The 19,491-nt window shown below is 53.1% G+C and carries 17 protein-coding genes; 13 read left to right on the top strand and 4 right to left on the bottom strand.

Annotated features, from left to right (window positions below; translation table 11 throughout):
* Positions 1 to 134: 134 nt before the first annotated feature.
* On the bottom strand, positions 135 to 1,616 hold the full coding sequence (ilvC, locus tag DB48_RS19415; RefSeq protein WP_041511861.1) for a ketol-acid reductoisomerase: 1,482 nt from the start codon (positions 1,614 to 1,616) through the stop codon (positions 135 to 137).
* 179 nt (positions 1,617 to 1,795) lie between these two features.
* On the opposite strand from ilvC, the gene ilvY reads away from it, so the two are divergent.
* The 3 genes from ilvY (at position 1,796) to DB48_RS19400 (ending at position 4,580) form a co-directional block, all read left to right on the top strand.
* Positions 1,796 to 2,680: an HTH-type transcriptional activator IlvY gene (gene ilvY, locus DB48_RS19410; RefSeq protein ID WP_041511838.1), complete on the top strand. Its 885-nt coding sequence runs from the start codon at positions 1,796 to 1,798 to the stop codon at positions 2,678 to 2,680.
* 67 nt (positions 2,681 to 2,747) lie between these two features.
* Positions 2,748 to 3,557 (top strand): substrate-binding periplasmic protein, encoded by an 810-nt coding sequence (locus DB48_RS19405; RefSeq protein WP_052813881.1) that lies wholly within the window; start codon positions 2,748 to 2,750, stop codon positions 3,555 to 3,557.
* A 150-nt stretch (positions 3,558 to 3,707) separates the two neighbouring features.
* A complete protein-coding gene (locus DB48_RS19400; protein WP_082035690.1) occupies positions 3,708 to 4,580 on the top strand; it encodes a GGDEF domain-containing protein in 873 nt (290 codons plus the stop codon).
* A 10-nt stretch (positions 4,581 to 4,590) separates the two neighbouring features.
* Here the strand turns inward: DB48_RS19400 and DB48_RS19395 are convergent, their stop codons facing one another.
* Positions 4,591 to 5,916, bottom strand: a complete 1,326-nt coding sequence (locus tag DB48_RS19395; RefSeq protein ID WP_041511835.1) for a hemolysin family protein — start codon at positions 5,914 to 5,916, stop codon at positions 4,591 to 4,593.
* A 331-nt stretch (positions 5,917 to 6,247) separates the two neighbouring features.
* Between DB48_RS19395 and DB48_RS19390 the strand changes: the two genes are divergently transcribed.
* The 5 genes from DB48_RS19390 (at position 6,248) to DB48_RS19370 (ending at position 11,372) form a co-directional block, all read left to right on the top strand.
* On the top strand, positions 6,248 to 7,768 hold the full coding sequence (locus DB48_RS19390) for a YifB family Mg chelatase-like AAA ATPase (RefSeq protein WP_041511834.1): 1,521 nt from the start codon (positions 6,248 to 6,250) through the stop codon (positions 7,766 to 7,768).
* A gap of 216 nt (positions 7,769 to 7,984) precedes the next feature.
* Positions 7,985 to 8,869 (top strand): acyltransferase, encoded by an 885-nt coding sequence (locus tag DB48_RS19385; protein WP_041511833.1) that lies wholly within the window; start codon positions 7,985 to 7,987, stop codon positions 8,867 to 8,869.
* A gap of 24 nt (positions 8,870 to 8,893) precedes the next feature.
* Positions 8,894 to 9,841: an acyltransferase gene (locus DB48_RS19380; RefSeq protein WP_041511832.1), complete on the top strand. Its 948-nt coding sequence runs from the start codon at positions 8,894 to 8,896 to the stop codon at positions 9,839 to 9,841.
* 204 nt (positions 9,842 to 10,045) lie between these two features.
* Positions 10,046 to 10,735 (top strand): GntR family transcriptional regulator, encoded by a 690-nt coding sequence (locus DB48_RS19375; RefSeq protein ID WP_235375448.1) that lies wholly within the window; start codon positions 10,046 to 10,048, stop codon positions 10,733 to 10,735.
* A 232-nt stretch (positions 10,736 to 10,967) separates the two neighbouring features.
* Positions 10,968 to 11,372, top strand: coding sequence for a hypothetical protein (locus DB48_RS19370; RefSeq protein ID WP_041511830.1), 405 nt, complete (start codon positions 10,968 to 10,970; stop codon positions 11,370 to 11,372).
* Positions 11,373 to 11,451: 79 nt separating this feature from the next.
* Here the strand turns inward: DB48_RS19370 and DB48_RS19365 are convergent, their stop codons facing one another.
* The gene (locus tag DB48_RS19365; protein WP_041511829.1) at positions 11,452 to 12,543 is read right to left on the bottom strand and encodes a branched-chain amino acid aminotransferase; all 1,092 of its coding nucleotides are present in this window, start codon (positions 12,541 to 12,543) and stop codon (positions 11,452 to 11,454) included.
* 630 nt (positions 12,544 to 13,173) lie between these two features.
* Positions 13,174 to 13,953 (bottom strand): TetR/AcrR family transcriptional regulator, encoded by a 780-nt coding sequence (locus DB48_RS19360; protein WP_041511828.1) that lies wholly within the window; start codon positions 13,951 to 13,953, stop codon positions 13,174 to 13,176.
* Between the two features lie 332 nt (positions 13,954 to 14,285).
* Between DB48_RS19360 and DB48_RS19355 the strand changes: the two genes are divergently transcribed.
* The 5 genes from DB48_RS19355 to DB48_RS19335 all read left to right on the top strand — a co-directional run.
* On the top strand, positions 14,286 to 15,803 hold the full coding sequence (locus DB48_RS19355) for a flavocytochrome c (protein ID WP_041511827.1): 1,518 nt from the start codon (positions 14,286 to 14,288) through the stop codon (positions 15,801 to 15,803).
* Positions 15,804 to 15,808: 5 nt separating this feature from the next.
* Positions 15,809 to 16,177 carry a cytochrome c3 family protein gene (locus DB48_RS19350; protein ID WP_041511826.1) on the top strand — a complete coding sequence of 123 codons (369 nt, stop codon included), beginning with the start codon at positions 15,809 to 15,811 and terminating at the stop codon, positions 16,175 to 16,177.
* Between the two features lie 41 nt (positions 16,178 to 16,218).
* Positions 16,219 to 17,352, top strand: coding sequence for a hypothetical protein (locus tag DB48_RS19345; RefSeq protein ID WP_041511825.1), 1,134 nt, complete (start codon positions 16,219 to 16,221; stop codon positions 17,350 to 17,352).
* Between the two features lie 163 nt (positions 17,353 to 17,515).
* The gene (locus tag DB48_RS19340; protein WP_041511824.1) at positions 17,516 to 18,580 is read left to right on the top strand and encodes a hypothetical protein; all 1,065 of its coding nucleotides are present in this window, start codon (positions 17,516 to 17,518) and stop codon (positions 18,578 to 18,580) included.
* Positions 18,581 to 18,750: 170 nt separating this feature from the next.
* On the top strand, positions 18,751 to 19,491 hold a 741-nt coding region (locus tag DB48_RS19335), incomplete at its 3' end, for a cupin domain-containing protein (protein WP_041511860.1).

Genomic DNA, 19,491 nt, shown 5'->3' with positions numbered 1-19,491 from the left:
AGCCAATCAAGACCAGATTTTTCCCTACTCATGTGACTCTTGGGTTTGACTCTTGGGCCGACTCAATTCTTCTGTTTCGAAACTGAGTAAACTCGGCCCAACCACTAAAAAATCGTGGATTAATATATTGATAATTAAGCTTCTTCTACGATGCGCTTCATCTCGGTCATGTAACCGCGAAGCTCGGCACCTATGTACTCTACCGCGGTGTGACGAATAGCATCATTCACCTCGATCAGACGTAGGTTATCGACACCGTTGCCAGCGTCTTTCAGACCGCCACCCAGGTACTCGGAAGACATCTGATTGACATAGTCACGCAGCAATGGCACGGCGGCATGGTTAAACAGGTAACAGCCATATTCGGCGGTATCTGAGATCACCACGTTCATCTCGTATAGACGCTTACGGGCGATGGTGTTGGCGATCAGCGGTGTCTCGTGCAGCGACTCATAATAGGCCGACTCCTCGACGATACCGGCCGATACCATGGTATCGAAGGCCAGCTCTACACCCGCCTTAATCATGGCGACCAGGAAGATCCCCTTATCGAAGTAGGTCTGCTCGTCGATCTGCTCGCTGCACTCGGGAGCATTCTCGAAACCTGTCTCGTTGGTCTCGGCGCGCCATTTCAGCAAGTTGGCATCGTCGTTGGCCCAGTCTTCCATCATGGTCTTGGAAAACTCACCACTGATGATGTCATCCATGTGCTTCTCAAACAGCGGCTGCAGAATGACCTTGAGCTCTTCGGCCATCTCGAATGCGGCGATCTTGGCGGGATTAGAGAGGCGATCCATCATGTGGGTAATACCACCATGCTTGAGCGCCTCTGTAGTGGTCTCCCAACCTTGCTGGATAAGCTTGGCGGCATAGCCAGGCTCGACACCATCGGCAACCATCTTCTCATAACCCAGGATGGCACCGGTCTGCAGCATGCCACACAAGATGGTCTGCTCACCCATTAAGTCTGACTTCACCTCGGCGATGAAAGAAGAGTGCAGTACGCCGGCGCGATCGCCACCAGTTGCGCTGGCATAGGCCTTGGCCACTTCCAGGCCATCGCCCTTAGGATCGTTCTCAGGGTGTACGGCGATCAGAGTCGGTACACCGAAACCACGCTTGTACTCTTCACGTACCTCGGTGCCTGGACACTTAGGTGCCACCATGATGACAGTGATGTCTGGACGCACCTGCATGCCCTCTTCCACTATGTTGAAGCCGTGAGAGTATGAGAGTACCGCGCCCTGCTTCATCAACGGCATCACCGCATTCACGGCGTCCGTGTGCTGCTTGTCTGGAGTCAGGTTAAGCACCAGATCCGCCTCCGGGATCAGCTCTTCGAAGGTACCCACGCGGAAACCGTTGCCGGTCGCTTTCTGGTAGGAGGCACGTTTCTCGGCAATCGCCTGCTCACGCAAAGCGAAGGAGATATTCAGGCCCGAATCGCGCATGTTGAGGCCCTGGTTAAGACCTTGGGCACCACAGCCCAGGATGACGATATTCCAGCCCTTGATATAGTCACAGCCTTGACTAAATTCGCTGCGGTCCATAAAACGACACTGGCCAAGCTGCTCTAATTGTTGGCGTAAATTCAGAGAGTTAAAGTAATTAGCCATCAGATTCCCTACCTTTAAAACGAAACCGTTGAATATGGGCTCAACCGCCTTGGCCAAGCTGTGATTGCAATCAACTATAGCCCATGTATTCCATTGCTTAAAATGATATATTCGAAACATCACGTTGCATAAAATGCAATATTTAGCTCAACAACTAGACGATAACACGAGGCGGGATCTTGGATATTCGTACCATCAAACTTTATCTGCACCTGAGCAACAGCCTGCATTTCGCCCGTACCGCGCAGCAGATGCATGTCAGCCCCTCCACCCTGAGCCGTGCCATGCAGCGCCTAGAAGAAGAGGTGGGCGCCAAGTTGTTCGAGCGCGATAATCGCAGCGTGACCCTCACCAATGCCGGCATCGAGTATCGCCACTTTGCCGAGCAGACCCTAGATAACTGGAGCAAGCTGAAACACAGGCTGGATCCCAAACAAGATCTGCTGCGCGGCCGCCTCAACATCTACTGCTCGGTCACCGCCGCCTACAGTCACCTGCCGGCACTGCTGGATCGCTTTCGCAACGAACATCCCATGGTGGAGATCGCGCTGACCACGGGAGACGCCGCTAATGCGGTGGAGATGGTGCGGCAGAACCGCGCCGACATCAGTATCGCCGCCAAGCCCGAATCCCTGCCGGAATCCTTGCACTTCATCAAGATAGATAATGTGCCCCTGGTGATCATCGCCCCCACCTTCAAGTGCGCCGTGCAGGAGCTGCTGGCCGAGCCCTACATCCCCTGGGATCGCCTGCCTTTCATCTTGCCGGAACATGGCCCGGGACGGCTGAGAATCGAGAACTGGTTCAAGCAACTGGGGCTCAATGCCAATGTCTATGCCCAGGTCTCAGGGCAGGAGGCGATCGCCTCCATGGTGGCGCTGGGCTGTGGGGTAAGCATTACCCCTGAGGTGGTGATTCAAAACAGTCCGGTGAAAGACAGAATCCAGCAGCTGGCCTCACCTGTGGCGATCCCCCCCTTTGAGCTTGGTTGTTGCAGTAAGAAGAGCCGCGAAGATGAGCCTGTGATTGCCGCCTTCGTCAAAGAACTCAATGAGGTCAAGTAGTAAAAAAGTGGCAGAGTGCAGACCTCTGCTATACTGATTTCATCTACTAATTATCAAGAGGTTAGCTATGGTGTCATGGAGACTCTGGGTCACCCACTTATGCTGTGGCCTCGCCTTGTTATGCTCGGCGCTTCCCGCCATGGCCACGGCCTCTATCACCATATGTGTCGAAAATACCGAATTCCCCCCCTTCAACTATTTCGATCGCAACCAGAGCGTAGAGCCCCGCACCATAGGCTATGATATTGACCTACTCAAACTGGCCTTCGACCAGAGCGAGTTAAGCCACAAGGTGGTCGCCCTCCCCTGGAATCGCTGCCTGAAGGAGGTCAAACAAGGCACGGTCGATGCGGCGATGAGCGCCTCACTCAACGGTGAGCGACGCCGGGACTATCTGATCTCCAGCCCTTACTATTTCCTCACACCCAGCTACTACTACCTAAAGACGGACTTCCCCAAGGGGGTACAGGTAAAGCATCTCGAGCAGCTTAAAGACTATGGCAGCGTGTGCGGCATTAGAAACTTCAACTATGAAAACTTTGGCCTCAAGCCAGACTTTCACATGTTTCAAATCCGTAACCTGGCTCATCTGCCCGAGATGCTCACCAAGAAGCGCTGTCAGTTCTTTCTCGCCCGCAAAGAGACCCTTAGCGGCACCTTAGCCATCAATAAGATGGATGACTTTTACACCCAACTCGCCGGTATATCTGTCCCCGATATCCAGCCTGAACCCTTCTACATGCTGATCTCTAAAAACTCGCCTCACAAGGAGACCATTAAGCAGTTGTTCGATACCAAGGTCGACAGGCTCAACAAGGAAGGTAAGTTACGCCCGCTGCTGGAACACCATCTACAGCTGCTAAGGCAGACTCGTTAATGTACTTTCGATGAGATAACGGCGGCGCTCGTCATGCTTACAGCCAACTTAGCCTATACTTAAGACCGATATATCAGCCATATGACTCTCAAGCAGTTGGCGAGCCGGACGTAGCCTTTTCCCCAAAAGATGGCACGTCCATGCCATGGAATGACGCCTCAACGCCAATATGCAGTACAAGGGGAAGACATGACCGCCTTTGCCATTTTTATCGTACTGATCGGTTTGATGGGACTACTCGCATCGCTCACTCCTACCTATCAGATCTGTCAGCTAAAACCGCCACAGAGTCAGGGCTGGTATCTGTTGCTGTGCATGATAGGTCTGTTTATTTTCGGCTATCTGGGTTTTCTGTGGATGCTGCTGAACCGCGAAATCGGCCCTCTGGAAACCGTGGTCTCCCTGGTGTTTTCCGCCGGCGGCGCCTTCGTCTGGCTGGTTGTGAAGATGAGCAAGAAGACCATAGTCAAACTGCAAGACACACTGGAGGATAAACATTACCAGGCCTATCACGACTCTTTGACCGATCTGCCCAATCGCCACATGCTGTATGAAACCATGGAGCGCCTGATTAAAGAAAATGGTTCATCCTTTACCTTTATCATGATGGATCTCAATGATTTCAAGATGATCAACGACAACCTGGGTCATGATGCCGGTGACAAGGTGCTGGAGATCATCGCCTATCGCATCGAGCGTATCATGCCCCCTCAGGCCTTACCCGCGCGATTAGGAGGTGATGAATTTGCCGTGCTCCTCCCCAAGAGCGAACTCGGCCAGGCGCAGCGTCTGGCAGCACAGATCCAGAAGGCGGTGATTGAAGATATTCACTGCGAGGGCCACCTGCTGGCCGTCGGCATCAGCATAGGCATGGCACTCTATCCCCAAGATGGCGACGACAGGAAGACCCTGATGAAGCATGCCGATATCGCCATGTATCGCAGCAAACAAAATAACAGCGACTATGAGACCTTCTCACAGGTGATCGACACGCCTCCGCCTCTGGGGCAATTCAGCCCTTAAGCAAGAGCATTTAAAGCTCTACGCCCGTGGTCAATGGCAGCGTAGCCTCGACGGGGATGCGCGTCACCAGTAGCTGATCCACCTTGTAGGCATCGATATCGACCACCTCAAACTTATAACCACCGAAATTGACAAAGTCGGTGCGCTTGGGGATCTTGCGCAGCATAAACATCATGAAGCCAGCGATAGTTTCGTAATTCTGACTCTGGGGAAAGGCCTCGATACCGAAGGCGCGCATCACATCGGTAATGGGTGTCACGCCATCCACCAACCAGGAATCTTTGTCCCGGGCGATGATCTGCTCCTCGCTCTCATGGAGTGACCAGGCCCCCATCACGGCGCTCTGCAAATCGTTGGTCGTCACGATACCAACCACCAGGGCATACTCGTTCATCACCACGGCAAAATCGGCCCTGTGATTCTTAAAATATTCCATCGATTCCGACAGGCTAAGGCTGTCAGGAATGATCAGGCAGTTATGCACCAATGAGCTGTCCTTGAGGGTGATGCTCTGACCATTTATCACCCTAATCAGCAGTTCTTTGGCATCGACGACTCCCTTAATAGTGTCCAGCTGGCCGTCACACACCAAAAACTTGGTATGGGGATCTTCGGCGATCTTACGCTTAATCACCTCTTCATCATCCTGCAGCAGGAAATAGACCAGGCTCTCGCGCGCCGTCATGGCCGCCGTTACCGGCACGGTCTGCATCTCGAACACATTCTCGATCATCTGCTGCTCATCCTTGTCCAGCACCCCCGCTTCGGCGCCGGCATCCATCACCGCATAGATATCGTCCGAGGTTACCTGGTCGTTGCGCGCCGTTGGGATCTGCAGCAGGCGAAAGATGGCATTAGCCAGGCCGTTGAAAATCCATACCAGCGGCGTCAGCAGGCGGATACAGAAGATCATCGGCTCCACCAGCACCAGAGCCACCCGCTCAGGCATCGCCATAGCCACTCGCTTCGGCATCAGGTCGGCGATCAGGATAAACAGGCTGGTGACTATGATGAAAGACAAGATGAAGCTCAGCTGGCTGAGCCAGGGATCGGCCAGCCAGGAGTGCAGACCCGCCTTAATGTAGGGGGTGAAGGCCGACTCACCGACGATACCACCCATGATAGCGACCGCGTTCAACCCTATCTGTACCACGGTAAAGAAGCTGCCGGGGTGAGCCTGCAGATGCAACACCCTTTCCGCACGCAGGTCTCCCTCGTCGGCCAGCTGACGCAGGCGGATCTTACGCGCCGCAGCCAAGGCGATCTCCGACATGGAGAAGAAACAACTCATGCCGATTAACAACAAAATAATCAAGATGTTATCTAGTAGACTCATTTTAAACCTAACCTAAACCTCATACAGGCCAGCGACGGCCAGGAACTCCCCGTATCAGGGGATAAAGTGACATTAACCCTAAATGATGTAAGCCGTGTGAAGACGCCGACAATTATAGTGATCTACGCCTTCAGAAGACGTGATTGAGATTCCACCTCAGGATGCAAGTTTGCGGGAAATTCGCCACGACAGAATGCGGCTGAAAACATGGAGCACCTTTTATCAGAAATTGGCCAATAGGCAACTAAATTTTGTACAGACAGTCCAAATAATTCATTGCTGCTACACTTATTTAAAAAAGGTTTAATAACAAAAACAAAAGGATTTGTTTATGGCCATTGCCTGCGTCACCACGCGCGCCAGCCTGGGCGTGGCAGCCCCCGAAGTCACAGTCGAAGTACATCTCAGCAATGGCTTACCCGCCTTCAACCTGGTGGGGCTACCTGAAACCTCGGTCAAGGAAGCCAAAGAGCGTGTGCGCAGCGCCCTGATCAACGCAGGATTCGAGTTCCCACAACGCAGGATAACGGTCAATCTCGCGCCAGCCGATCTGCCCAAACAGGGTGGCCGCTACGACCTCCCCATCGCCATCGGCATACTGGCGGCCTCCAAACAGGTACCCGATACCCACTTAAGGGATCATGAGTTCATCGGCGAGCTGGCTCTCTCCGGACAAATAAGGCCCTGCACCGGCATATTGCCGGTGATCATAGATGCCCGTAAACAGGATAAGGCCTTAGTCCTGCCCCTAGACAATCGCGCCGATGCCGAACTGGTGGGCTACCGTAAATGTTTCTTCGCCGCCCACCTGCAAGCTTTAGCCCAATACCTGCACGGACAAACCTCCCTGCCTGGACTGACACAAGATCTAGAGTGGCTCGATACCCAGGCAGACACGGACCACAAGTGCCTCAGCGATGTGATCGGCCAGTATCAGGCGAAGCGCGCGCTGGAGATCGCCGCCGCCGGTAATCACAACCTGCTGTTTCTCGGTCCTCCGGGCACGGGCAAGACCATGCTCGCCAGCCGCATGATGCAACTGCTACCACCACTGGACTATGATGAGGCGTTAGAGGTCGCCGCCATTCACTCGGTGGCGGGGATCAGCATTCCCATGCAGGCCTTTTATCAACGTCCCTTTCGCAGTCCTCATCACACCAGCTCGGCCATCTCACTGGTGGGCGGCGGCAGCCATCCCAAGCCAGGGGAGATCTCTCTGGCCCATCGCGGCGTGCTCTTCCTCGACGAGGTTGCCGAGTTTCCCCGCAAGGTGCTCGACTGCCTGCGCGAGCCGATGGAAACCGGCGAGGTGGTGATCTCCCGTGCGGCCGCCAAACTCACCTTTGCCAGCCGTTTTCAGCTCATCGCCGCCATGAATCCCAGCCCTTGCGGCGACAGCGTTAACGCCAGGGCCACACAGGATCAGATCCAGCGCTATCTCGCCAGACTGTCGGGTCCCTTCATCGATCGCTTCGATCTCACTATAGAGGTACCGCGTCTGCCCCAGGGCACCCTGACCACAGGTGAGCGCAGCGAATCCAGCCGCGATGTTGCCCAGCGGGTGCACCAGGCAAGGGAGCGTCAACTGAGCCGCGCAGGGGTACTCAACGCCGAGCTGACCGGCAAACAACTCTCGCAAACGGCAGGATTTAACCAGCAAGATCTCGAGTTTCTCGAGCAGAGCGTTAACCAGCTAGGCCTGTCGGTACGCAGCTATCACAGGCTCCAGCGCGTCGCCCGCACCATAGCGGATCTTGAACAGAGTACAGTCGTCGACCGCCGCCACATCGCCCAAGCTCTTGGCTATCGCGCCATGGATCGACTGCTCAATAGCCTAAAGGCGCCTTACTGAGGCTATCGCCAGTTTTTGTACAACAACGAGCACCACAATAGGTTCTGCCTTATATAAAACGCCTGCAACCGGCAGTAAAACTGACTGGAAAGGCCAATAGCCCCTGGATATGTCCATAGATAAATCAGGGTTATCTGGGCAAGATGAACAGGATAAGATTGAGCAAATGGGCTCAGGCGAGTAACATAGGTCTCCGAATTTTTTATGGGGGCTTTAATGGGCGCGGTGTTATCACTAATAAGAGGCAGCTTGGCATTTAGCTGTTATGTCATCAACACCCTTTTTTGGGTATTACCTATCTTATTGGTAAGTATATTAAAACTTATCCCCATCACGCCGCTACGTACCCTGTGTAGCTACCTGCTGGATCACTGTGCGACCGCCTGGATCAGCGTCAACACCTTTATCGAGCGCCTGTTTCACCGGGTGGATATTCAGGTTGAGGGCGACAAGGATCTCTCCCTCAAGGAGTGGTACATGGTGATCGCCAACCACCAATCCTGGGTCGACATCTTAGTCTTACAGCGCATCTTCAACCATAAGATCCCCTTCTTGAAGTTCTTCCTGAAGCAGGAACTGCTCTACGTGCCTGTGCTTGGCCTCGCCTGGTGGGCGCTGGATTTCCCCTTCATGCGCCGCTACAGCAGCGCTCAGCTACGCAAGAACCCCAAGCTCAGGGGTAAAGATATCGAGATCACCCGTAAGGCCTGTGCCAAGTTTAAGACTAAGCCGGTCAGCGTGATGAATTTTGTCGAGGGCACGCGCTTTAGACCCGAGAAGCATCAGAAGCAAAACTCGGAATTTAACCACCTGCTCAAGCCTAAGGCGGGCGGCATGGCCTTCGCACTATCGGCCATGGGCAATCAGATCCATAAATTAGTCGATGTCACCATCTACTACCCGGGCAAGACGCCCAGCTTTTGGGACTTTATCTCTGGGCAGGTCAAACAGATCCGGGTACACATCAAGGTCAGCGACATTGCCCCAGAGATGCGCGGCGACTACCTCAACGATCGCGCCTATAAGATCAGTTTCCAGGAACAGCTCAATCGCATCTGGCAAGAAAAGGATGCCAAGTTGACCCAAATGGCAGAGCAATAACCGCAGATAAGGTGTTTTAAAAAGATGCTAAATTTTTTACCCGGCCCGCTACTATTCGTGCTCAGCCTGACGCTGTTGATCATCAACACCGTCATTTGGAGCAGCATCATCTGCATCGGCGGTTTAATTAAGCTGCTGTTGCCGATCGCACCACTGAGAACCGGCATTTCGCATCTGATGAATCGTTGCATGTGGAGCTGGGCCTGCGTCAATGGTGGCATACTGTTTCTAATCGCCAAAATAGAGTGGGACATAGAGGGGCTGGAAGGATTGAAGAAAGATGGCTGGTATCTGCTGATCAGCAATCACCTGAGCGGGTTTGACATCGCCGCCCTCACCTATGTGCTGCGTAACAACATCCCTATGCTCAAATTCTTCCTCAAGAAAGAGCTGCTCTATGTGCCATTCCTCGGCCTGGGCTGCTGGGCATTGGACATGCCCTTCATGAACCGTACCAGTGCCAAGCAGCTGCGTAAAAACCCTAAGCTCAAGGGTAAAGACCTGGAAACCACTCGCCGCTCCTGCGAGAAGTTTAAGAGCATTCCTACCTCTATCATCAACTATGTGGAAGGCAGTCGTTTCACCCCGGAGAAGAAGGCGCGTCAACGCTCTCCTTACCGCTACCTGCTGCGTCCCAAGGCAGGCGGCATCGCCTTTACCATCTCGGCCATGGGCGAGCAGTTTACCAGCCTACTCAACGTTACTCTGGTCTACCCAGATTCGGCCGACAACACACTATCGCAAGTAATGCACGGCAAGGTGAAGCGTATCGTGGTACGCATCGAATCTATGCCGGTACCCGAGGTCGACGACCAGAGATACTTCAACGACGCCGAGTGTCGTGCTCAGTTCCAGCGTTGGCTCAATGGCGTCTGGCAACAGAAAGATGAGCAGATTCATCAGATCTTGACCCGCTATAACTCAGATCAGCTGATCACCGAAGAGACCCCATCTCTGGCAGAGAGTCGCTAATCTTATTGGGTTCGTCGCCTTTTCGGGCGGCGAACACCTAAGGTTGTCTACAATACCAATCCAACAAAGCCCTGAGCCATCCATAAAATGACGAATTAAAGGCTAAAACCCCGGGTTAGACTTAAGTTTTACCGACAGATTGTTGACAATCCATAACATCCGCACTAACTTCATTACTCCTCTTATCCCTTAATGAGCAAGCCGATGGCGTTAGACGCATTAAACACCATAGACACTGAGACGCCCGCACTCACCCTGGCGGATAAGGCATTGCAGGCAATCCAGACCAGTATCATTAAGGGAGAACTCGCCCCTGGCAGTAAGATCAACGAGCAGATGCTCGCCCAGCGATACGGCATCAGTCGCGGCCCCACACGGGAAGCCCTGTTGACCCTGGAGCGTCGCCGCCTCATCGTCAGAATTCCCCACGTCGGCGCCCGCGTCGCTCAGCTGTCGATAGATGAGCTGGGCGATCTCTATCGTCTGCGCAGCGTGTTAGAAGGCATGGCCTGCGAACTGGCCGCGAAGCATATAACTCCCACAGCGCTGATGCAGTTGCAGCGTCTGATGGATAGCCAGGAAGAAGCGCTGGCCAAGGGCGATACCTATTTTCAGCAAGATGGCGATGTGGATTTTCACTACCGCATCATACGCGCGAGCGGTAGCAAACATCTGCAGGAAACCCTCATCGGCAACCTCTATCATCTGCTGCGCATGTATCGCTATCAATGCACCAGCGAGACGCGACCGATCAAGGCGATCGCCGAACACAGACGCATTGTCGAAGCCATTGCCGCTGGTGATGGCGAACTGGCTAGCCTGCTGATGCGCCGTCACATAGAGCAGGGCCGAATCAACACAGAGAAACGACTTAAGGCGCTACAGGCAGAGTAGCATCAACCAGGTTCATGCCAGCGAACACTCGTTGGCATCGACTCGAAAAGGCCTTGCCCCTCCCTTCCGGCAAGGCCTTTTCTCTATATTAAGCAAGTGTCACTCATCTTTAACGCCAAATTATTGTAAATGTCACAAAACTGACTACAACTTTTAAGTGAATGCTAATATACTTGACCGCCTAAATGAGCAAGATATATGCATAAAAACGCATTAACGGAGAGTAGTTGCTGTGAACCCACTCCATGTTGTCGCCAGACACAAACTATCATCACTATTTCGCTTGGCTGCGCTACTCGCATTACCGCTACTTGTCTCCGCCTGCCAGAGTAATGCTATTACCCAAACTCCAAGAGACTATCTGGAAGTCACCCCGACTCAGCTAAGCAAGTATTGGGTCATACAAGACAGCACCCTGAATTGGAAAGGTTTGGTAGAACAAAAACAGAAGCTCAACATCAGCTTTGGCATCAATGGGTCGGGGCAGTTAGTGGATCTTGAACTCGACGACTTGACCCTCTCCCCCGAACAGAAACAAGCACTGCTCACCAGATTTAGCCAGCAGAGATTTAACGCCACGGTTTACAACAAGACGGCCCAGCCAGTTCGGGTCTCAGCAACCGTAACATTCGATTAAAAAAGGCGCCTCCTGGGCGCCTTTTTCTTTTCATGGGTATAGCTATCATTGGTATAGCTATCACGGGCATAGCTAGGGGTTAAGGCGCGACGCGCTCAACCTTCTGCATCCAACCTTCGGGGCCCTGACGCTTGCCCTTCTGAATATCCGTCAACACCTGATAGATGCGGCGGGTATGCTCGCCCACCTCACCATCGCCGACCGTCACAACCCTATGGTCTTCGAAGATATAGGAGCCTACAGGCGACACCACGGCGGCGGTACCAAAACCACCGGCCTCGACGATCTCGCCAGACTCGATATCGGCAATAAACTTATCCAGCATCACAGTCTCTTGACGCACCTCGCAGCCGAGGGTCTCCCCCAGCTCCATGATGGATTGCGAGGTAATAGACTTCAAAATGGTATCGGTAAATTTAGGTATGATGATGGTGCCATCTTTTAGCACATGGAAGTGGTTCATCGCGCCCACCTCTTCGATCTGCTTGTTGTTGGCATCGAGATACAACACCTGGGCCGCGCCATATTCTGCCGCCGCCTTGCCCGCTCTCAACGAGGCCGCGTAGTTGCCCGCCGCCTTAGAGGCACCAGTGCCGCCCGATACCGCGCGGTGGAAACGTTCGGTGATCAACAGACGAATCGCCTTATCGAAACCATCGGCATAGTAGGCGCCGCTTGGGCTCAGCATGACACAGAAGGTGTACTGCTGGCTCGGACTCACCGACAGTCTGTCTTCGGTCGCAAATACAAAAGGACGAATATAGAGGCAGGCCCCTTCCTGCATCGGAAACCATAGCCTATCGACATCGATCAACGCATTGATACCCGCCAGCTGCATCGCCTCGGGTATAGGCGGAATACAGATCACCTCGCCGCTCAGGTTGAGACGTTCGGCATTCTTGTTTAAACGGAAGGTATAGATCTCGCCATCGTCATGCATGAAGGCCTTAGCCCCCTCGAAGATGGATTGACCATAGTGCAGTGCCATGGCACCCGGTGCCATCTCGAATGGTCCGTAAGATACGATTCTCGGATCCCGCCACTCCCCATCGCGGTAATCCATCAAAAACATATGGTCAGTTCTAAGATTACCGAAGCCCACATTGGCTTCAGGCTTAAACTGCTGTGTTCGGCGTTCAGACGCAGGTTTTAAATTATAATTTATTTGCATTGCATACCACCTTGAATACTGATCTAGCAGACTATGGACGCCCTGCTTTAAAGTCAAGCCATAAGCGGTCTGGCACGAAATTCTTCATCCTCTATGCAGTACAGATTTTTAAACAGCCTGGCTCTTATACCTAAGGCTTTTCCTCCTTATTGCGACCGGGCGGCAACTCAGCACAAGGCGAGAAAGGGAATGCATCATCTTGCTAAAACCTTTAGGGCCACTCTATTGCTCATCTAATCACACCAGCGCGACAAATTTGGCCCGGCCCTCGACCTATCGAGGGCTTTTTTCGGTGAGCTTATGCCTAGGGCCTGTTGATCTTTTTCGTTTGTTTTTGCAGCAGTTTGAAGGTGATTTATACAAGGCAGAGCCTGTGCCGTGTAGTCCTCTACACAAACTGGCGATAACGCTGTAGAAATGGCCTACAAACGCTGCCCAACGGGTTTATCTAAACGCGCGCTGCACTTTATGAAAGGCTTCCTGCCTTTCACCGCAGGCGGTCAGCTACGCTGTTAGAAATCGTTCCAGACGATTTCTTTGTTGTTCGCCATTCACATAGAGTAACTATGCTTCATGGCTCTCGCCTCGCGCAAAACGCGTTTAGATTGAACAAAAATTAAACTTGAAAGGTCAACAGGCCCTAGTACACTGGGGGGAATCCTGCAAATTCACGCTCGTCAGCGCACTGCAGGCGGCGCAGCTCATATGATCACGATAGTGCTGGTCGAAAAACGCCGTGGTTTGTGCCTCAAGCGAATCGAATAATTCAGGGGTTAATGGCCTATGCCAGCGATACTGCCCCATCAACTTGGCGAGATGGCGATAACAGGTCTCACGTCGATTTGACAGGTACTCGGGCGCGATCAACTGACTTTCAAACTGGGTCAGCGAACCGGTCAGATAGAAGGTGATGCCTTGCACTAGCTCCTTAACCTGCAAGGGGGTCGCCTCCAGCTCCCCCCTCTCTACCGCCTGGTGCAACGACTCGGTAAACCAGCCCCAAAAGGCATTGATTCGCTTCTTAAATCGCTCAATTTTTTCGTCGCTGGCAAGCTGCCACACCATGGTATTGACCGACACCGAGCGCAGGGTGAAAAAGCTCTTGCTGCGTTTAATGGTCTCGAAGGTGAACATGATAGGCAAGAGCACCCTCTCCTGCGCCGTCAGTTCCGGATGTTTATCGATAAAGATGGGTAAATGATTCGATGTCGCACTCCTCAGGAAGAGGCAGACCAAGACATCTTCTTTTCGCTCGAAGAATTTATAGAGTGTCCCGGTCGAGCAACCCACCTCTTTCGCCAACTGAGAGAATTTAAATGACACTATCCCTTGAGACTCGATAAGCTGCTCCGCAGCATCCAAGATCTGATTGCAACGCATCATTGGCAAAGTATCGGTGGGACATTTCATCGTTTACACCCTTATCGTGGAGGAGGCGAGAGTATGCGCCCAATTTATTTTCGAATTACAGTGACCCCTTAACTAATCGGGACAAACCTCACGTAAAACGGCCGCTACTGTCTGGCTTTGTGAATCACGTCAAACAAACATTCACGCAGAAAAATTTACGCCCAGATACACTAGCGCCTACATTTCGCCAGCATAGAAACATTTCAGAAAACTTATTCGAGACATGGTTCACGAATAAGTTTGCCACTCAAAAAAAGCCGTGACTTACTTCACCTTTAACGCTTAGCAGAACCTCTATCTTTGCCTGCATAAAGAGACAGAGGACATTAGCAATGCACAACAGAAGAAACTTTTTAAAGCTTAGTGCGGGAGCCGCCATAGGTGGCATGGCCGCGGCAATGCCCGCCACCTCCTTAGCCAAAGAGTGCAAAGAGATACAATGGGACGAGTCTCATGACGTTATCGTCGTAGGCTCCGGCTTTGCCGGATTGTCGGCGGCGCTCAATACCAAGCGACAAGGCGTCGGCTCGGTATTGGTACTGGAAAAGATGCAGGTCATCGGCGGCAATTCGGCCATCAATGGCGGCTGGCTAGCCATCCCCAAGAACCCGATTCAGCTGGCACAGGGCATCAAAGATGACTCTCCCGAAGAGTTAGTCAAAGACCAGATCATCTCTGGCCGCGGCATGCAGAACGAGGCGGCGCTGCGTCAGATCGCCAATCGCGCCCTCGATGCCTATGAGCTATGCATAGGCACAGGCGTCAAGTTCCGCGATGGTTTCAACATTCAGGTCGGCGGCCATAACAAGGCTCGCGCCATACGGACACAGCATGGTACGGGTGGCGACATCACCACCAAGCTGTATGAGGCAGGTGTAAAAGAGGGGGTAGAGTACCGTCTGCAACATTATATCGAAGACTTCATCATGGACGGCCAAACCATAGTCGGTCTCAAGGTACGTAAAAACTATCGCTTCCCCGACATCAAGACCGGCAGCACTGTCTACATCAAAGCCAACAAGGCCGTGATCCTGGCCAATGGCGGCTTCGCCCGCAACATGAAGCTGCGCGAAATGGTCGACCCTTCACTCGATCCAACCTTAGATTGCACCAACGCCCTTGGCGCGACTGGGGAAGTCACGCTAACCGCCATGGCACACGGCGCCTTGCCGGTGCACATGAACCTGATTCAAACCGGCCACTGGGGTTCACCCGATGAGGGCGGTTTTGGCTGGTCAAATGCGCTGCTCTCAATTGGTTGGCACCAAGGCGCCGCCATCAGCGTCCTCAATGGCAAACGCTTCATGGACGAACGTGCAGACCGTAAAACCTGCTCCGAGGCCATCATGAAAAACCGTTATCCAGACAACAGTCCGGCCTACCCAGTAGTCTTGTTCAACTACGAAAAGTACAAGGATGACGACCGTGTAGTGCGTGCGCTGCGCGACAAGATGGCCTGGAAACTGGACAGCCTAGATGAGATAGCCAGCAAGTTTACTATCCCTGCGGCCGAGCTAAAACGCACCATCAGCGAGTACAACGGCCATGTTAACGCCCGTAAAGACCCGCTATTCAACCGCAAGATGGACACGGCCGAGGTATTGACCGGCCCTTATGTAGTCTCGCGCATCTGGCCGAAAGTGCATTACTGCATGGGTGGCCTAAAGACAGATCTCGGCGCCCGGGTCATCGATGGCCGCTCCATGTCACCCATCAACAAGCTCTATGCCATTGGCGAGGTCACAGGTGGCGTTCACGGCGAGGCCAGACTCAGCTCGACCTCTTGTCTGGAATGTTTGGCGATGGGAATCGTCGTTTCTGAAACCATCAAATCTGACGCGCAGGCTTAATCACTATGAACAAATCTATTTTAACCCTCCTACTGGGACTCGCACTGTCTTCAAGCGTCTACGCCGGCGATCTCGTCAAGATGAAGGGCAAGACTCAGGGACGCACCAACCACGAGTTTATCTACCAAGATGGCTGCCAGGGCTGTCACCAGGGTTCAGGCAAGAAGAACGCCACAGATGCCGCCTGCGTCGAGTGTCACGGCGAGATCAATAGCATCCCGGTAGACGAGAGCAAGCTGGCCATCCCAGAGGCCCATCCCCATAAGTCTCTGCACTATAACCAAGGCGCGAGCTGCCTGGCCTGCCATGGCGAACACGAGAAGAAGGCGCCAGTCTGCGCCGAATGTCACCGCACCTGGTTCGGTGAGATGTAACAAATTCTGACGTAAATACTTAAAAATACTAATAGGTAATGATGATGAAAAAGACCACTCAATTTATGTTGTCTATGGTCGCCACCGCGATAGCCCTTTCTGGCTCAACGGCGTTTGCCGGGGAACAGGAAGACGGTATCAATGTTGGCGGTGCAGTACGTGTTAACTATGGCTACAAAGACTATAGCGAGGCCTCTAAGGACAAGGGCGGCGACCTGACCTTCGATATGGCGGCCATCAAGTTCAACGGCCAAAAAGGCGACTGGGGCCTGGCGGCAGAATACCGCTTCACCTCCAGCACCGACTATATCAAGTATGGCTACGGCTACTACAATATCGACCCCGACTGGCAGTTGCAGTTCGGTATCAACAAGGTGCCGTTTGGTAACCGTGACTTCATCTCCAACAGCTGGTGGTTCGGCATCCCCTACTACCTGGGCTTCGAAGATGATCATGATGTAGGTATCAAGGCTATCTATGAAAAGAACGGCTGGCACACAGACCTGGCCTTCTACAAGAACCCTGAGTATGGCCCGACAGAAAACAAACGTTACGCCACAGATCTCTACACGGGCACCATCAACGGCACCGAGTACAACAACGAAGAGACCAACCAGTTCAACGTGCGCCAAACCTACACCATGGAGCATGAAGGCGGCTCGACCACGGTTGGCGGTTCTGTGCAGTATGGTCAGATCTATAACAACAAGACGGGCAACAACGGTGACCGTTATGCAGTCGCGCTGCACCTAGACAGCAGCTACAAGGGCTGGAACCTTCAGCTGCAGGCCATGCAGTATGAATACGACGCCGCCGACGCCGTCGACCCAAACAAGATTGGGGTCTCAGTGGTGAGCTGGCAGTATGAGATCGCCAGTAAGGGTCAGGCATATAGCGTGAACCTTGCCAAGACCTTCAACACCGACTGGGGTAGCGTGAAGTGCTACAACGACTTCGGTGTGATGACACCTGACGTTGCCGATGACAGCTATGACAACAGCATGCAGAACGTCACCGGCTGTGCCATCGCCGCCGGCCCGACCTACACCATGGTCGACTTTGTGATGGGTAAAAACATGACCTTCTCAACCGCTAACAACGACCATGTGGGGCTTCCAGAGGTTGGCGACGATTGGGATAAGCGGGTCAACATCAACTTTGGTTACTATTTCTAACCTGGCATAAGTGCCCGGCAGAAACCTGATCGCTCTCACTGGGTTTCTGTCATTTCCCTTTATTGAGATTAGATGCCGCTCCCCACGCATAACGCATTTTCAATCTGGCCCTATCTGATAGGGCTTTTTTTTTAATTTTTCTCCATCAATCGACGCCAGGACTATGAAAACATACTTAAGCTGTGCCCTCTTCTGCCTCAGTCTTTCAGCCACTTCGGCTCATGCCACCAGCATCGAACTGGGTGGTTTTCTCAAGGCCAATGCACGCTATGTCGACGGTAACATCGCCTTTCAAGACAGCTGGAGCGGCGGCGGCCGGGTCGTCGACCCGGCTAAGCGCACGCAATTTAGCGCTCAGGAGAGCCGCTTCAACGTCAAACTCAATCATGAGCAGATCTTCGGCTTCGCCGAGATAGACTTTGTCGGCTCGAGCCAGGGCAACCCTATCATCTCGAACTCTTATGCGCCCCGGCTCAGGCATGCCTTCATCCAGTATCAAGGCATCACCGCCGGACAAACCTGGTCCACCCTGGTCAACACCAGCAGCTTTGCCGAAACCGCCGATCTCGGTGGCCCCTTGGTCGGTCAGGCTATGGTCAGACAGACGCTATTTCGCTATAGCACGCCCCACTGGCAGTTTGCCTTGGAAAACCCCTACACCTACGGCACCACTCCCCAACAGAATGAGGATAAAAACCAGTGGATAGACACGAGCAACGATTACCTTCCCGACACCATTATTCGTTACAACCAGGCGGGTGATTGGGGCAATGTGTCGATATCGGCACTGATGCGCTACCTCGACGCCAACGACTCCAAACAGTGGGGCAGCGGGTTGTCGGTGGGGGCCAAGCTGTTCACCTTTGGACGAGACGATCTGCGCCTGCAGCTGCACTACGGCAACCTGGGGCGCTATGTAGGCACAGATGCCGCTAGGGACATCATAGAGGGCGAGATAGAGACGTCGCTATCAAGCATGTTTGCCTATCGCCATTTCTGGAGCGAACGCAGCCGCTCGACCATCTTCTATGGGCGCACCACCACAGAGGTCGAACAGACCGACCGCTACCATTGGGGCGTCAACCTGTTTACCGATCTCACGCCGGCGCTCAGCGTCGGGGTCGAATTCGGGCGCTATGAGATTCAGGACACCACAACAGAGACGACTGCCCCGAGCCCCCGCGGGGCCTCAAACTATGCCCAGTTGAGTATGCAATTCTCACTGTAATAGGCGGCGATAGGTAAGATTATTCGCGAGCTGAGTCACGAATAAGTTTGCTGTTAAAAAAGTGGCGTGATCCATTTCACCTTTACAACAAACCAATCATTTTATCGTTAGTCCATACACAAATTTACACCCAAAATAACGCGGCCATTGGCTGCAAAAATAGGACAGGAATGATGAAATTAAAAATGCTATTAGGTGTGGCCGCTCTGGCTTCAACAACCGCCGTGGCCCAGGGCCCACAATGTAACCATGCGCAGCTGCCGTTTCAGCAGATGACGCCAGTGCCATACGACAGCACACCTTACTCACCGCAAGACACTATGCCAGAGCAGTGCAGCAACCCTGAGGTCGAGGCCTATATTGCCGATTGGGAAGCGGGCAAGATCGACTTCAGCACGATTCAAGCCAACGACAGTATCGCCGCCGATCAACGCTTCTGTAAGACCTTAGATGACGATGGCAACATCCTGGAAGTCAAAGACTGTGACCGCACTAAATCCCCTGTGGGTTATATCTGGAAAGAGCTGTCTGATAGCCCTGTGGTGATCGGCATCACCGATGGCGGTAAGTCTGACCATGCACCGCACTTCCACGGCCAGCCAGAATGTTACTATGTGGTCAACGGCGAGGGACAAACCCTGGCAGACAACCAGTTTAAGAAACTCGGCACCGGCCAATACTTCTATATTCCAGGGGCCACTATCCACAACACGCCTATCATGTCTGAAAAAGGCCTGGGTGTGATCTACTGGTATCCGAACAACGCCCACTTCGACGGTTTCAAATACTACTGGCGTAAAGACGTGAAAAACCTGCGTGTTGCCGAAGAAGCCTTCGATCGCGTCGATGCCATCCGCAAGCGTGATCTTAACTTAGGCCCCTACGGCACCAACGAAGCCTTCTTTAAGAAA

Source organism: Shewanella sp. cp20, assembly GCF_000832025.1.
Lineage (GTDB): Bacteria > Pseudomonadota > Gammaproteobacteria > Enterobacterales > Shewanellaceae > Shewanella.
The sequence above is the reverse complement of the archived record's forward strand: the minus strand, read 5'-3'. Positions and strand labels throughout refer to the sequence as shown.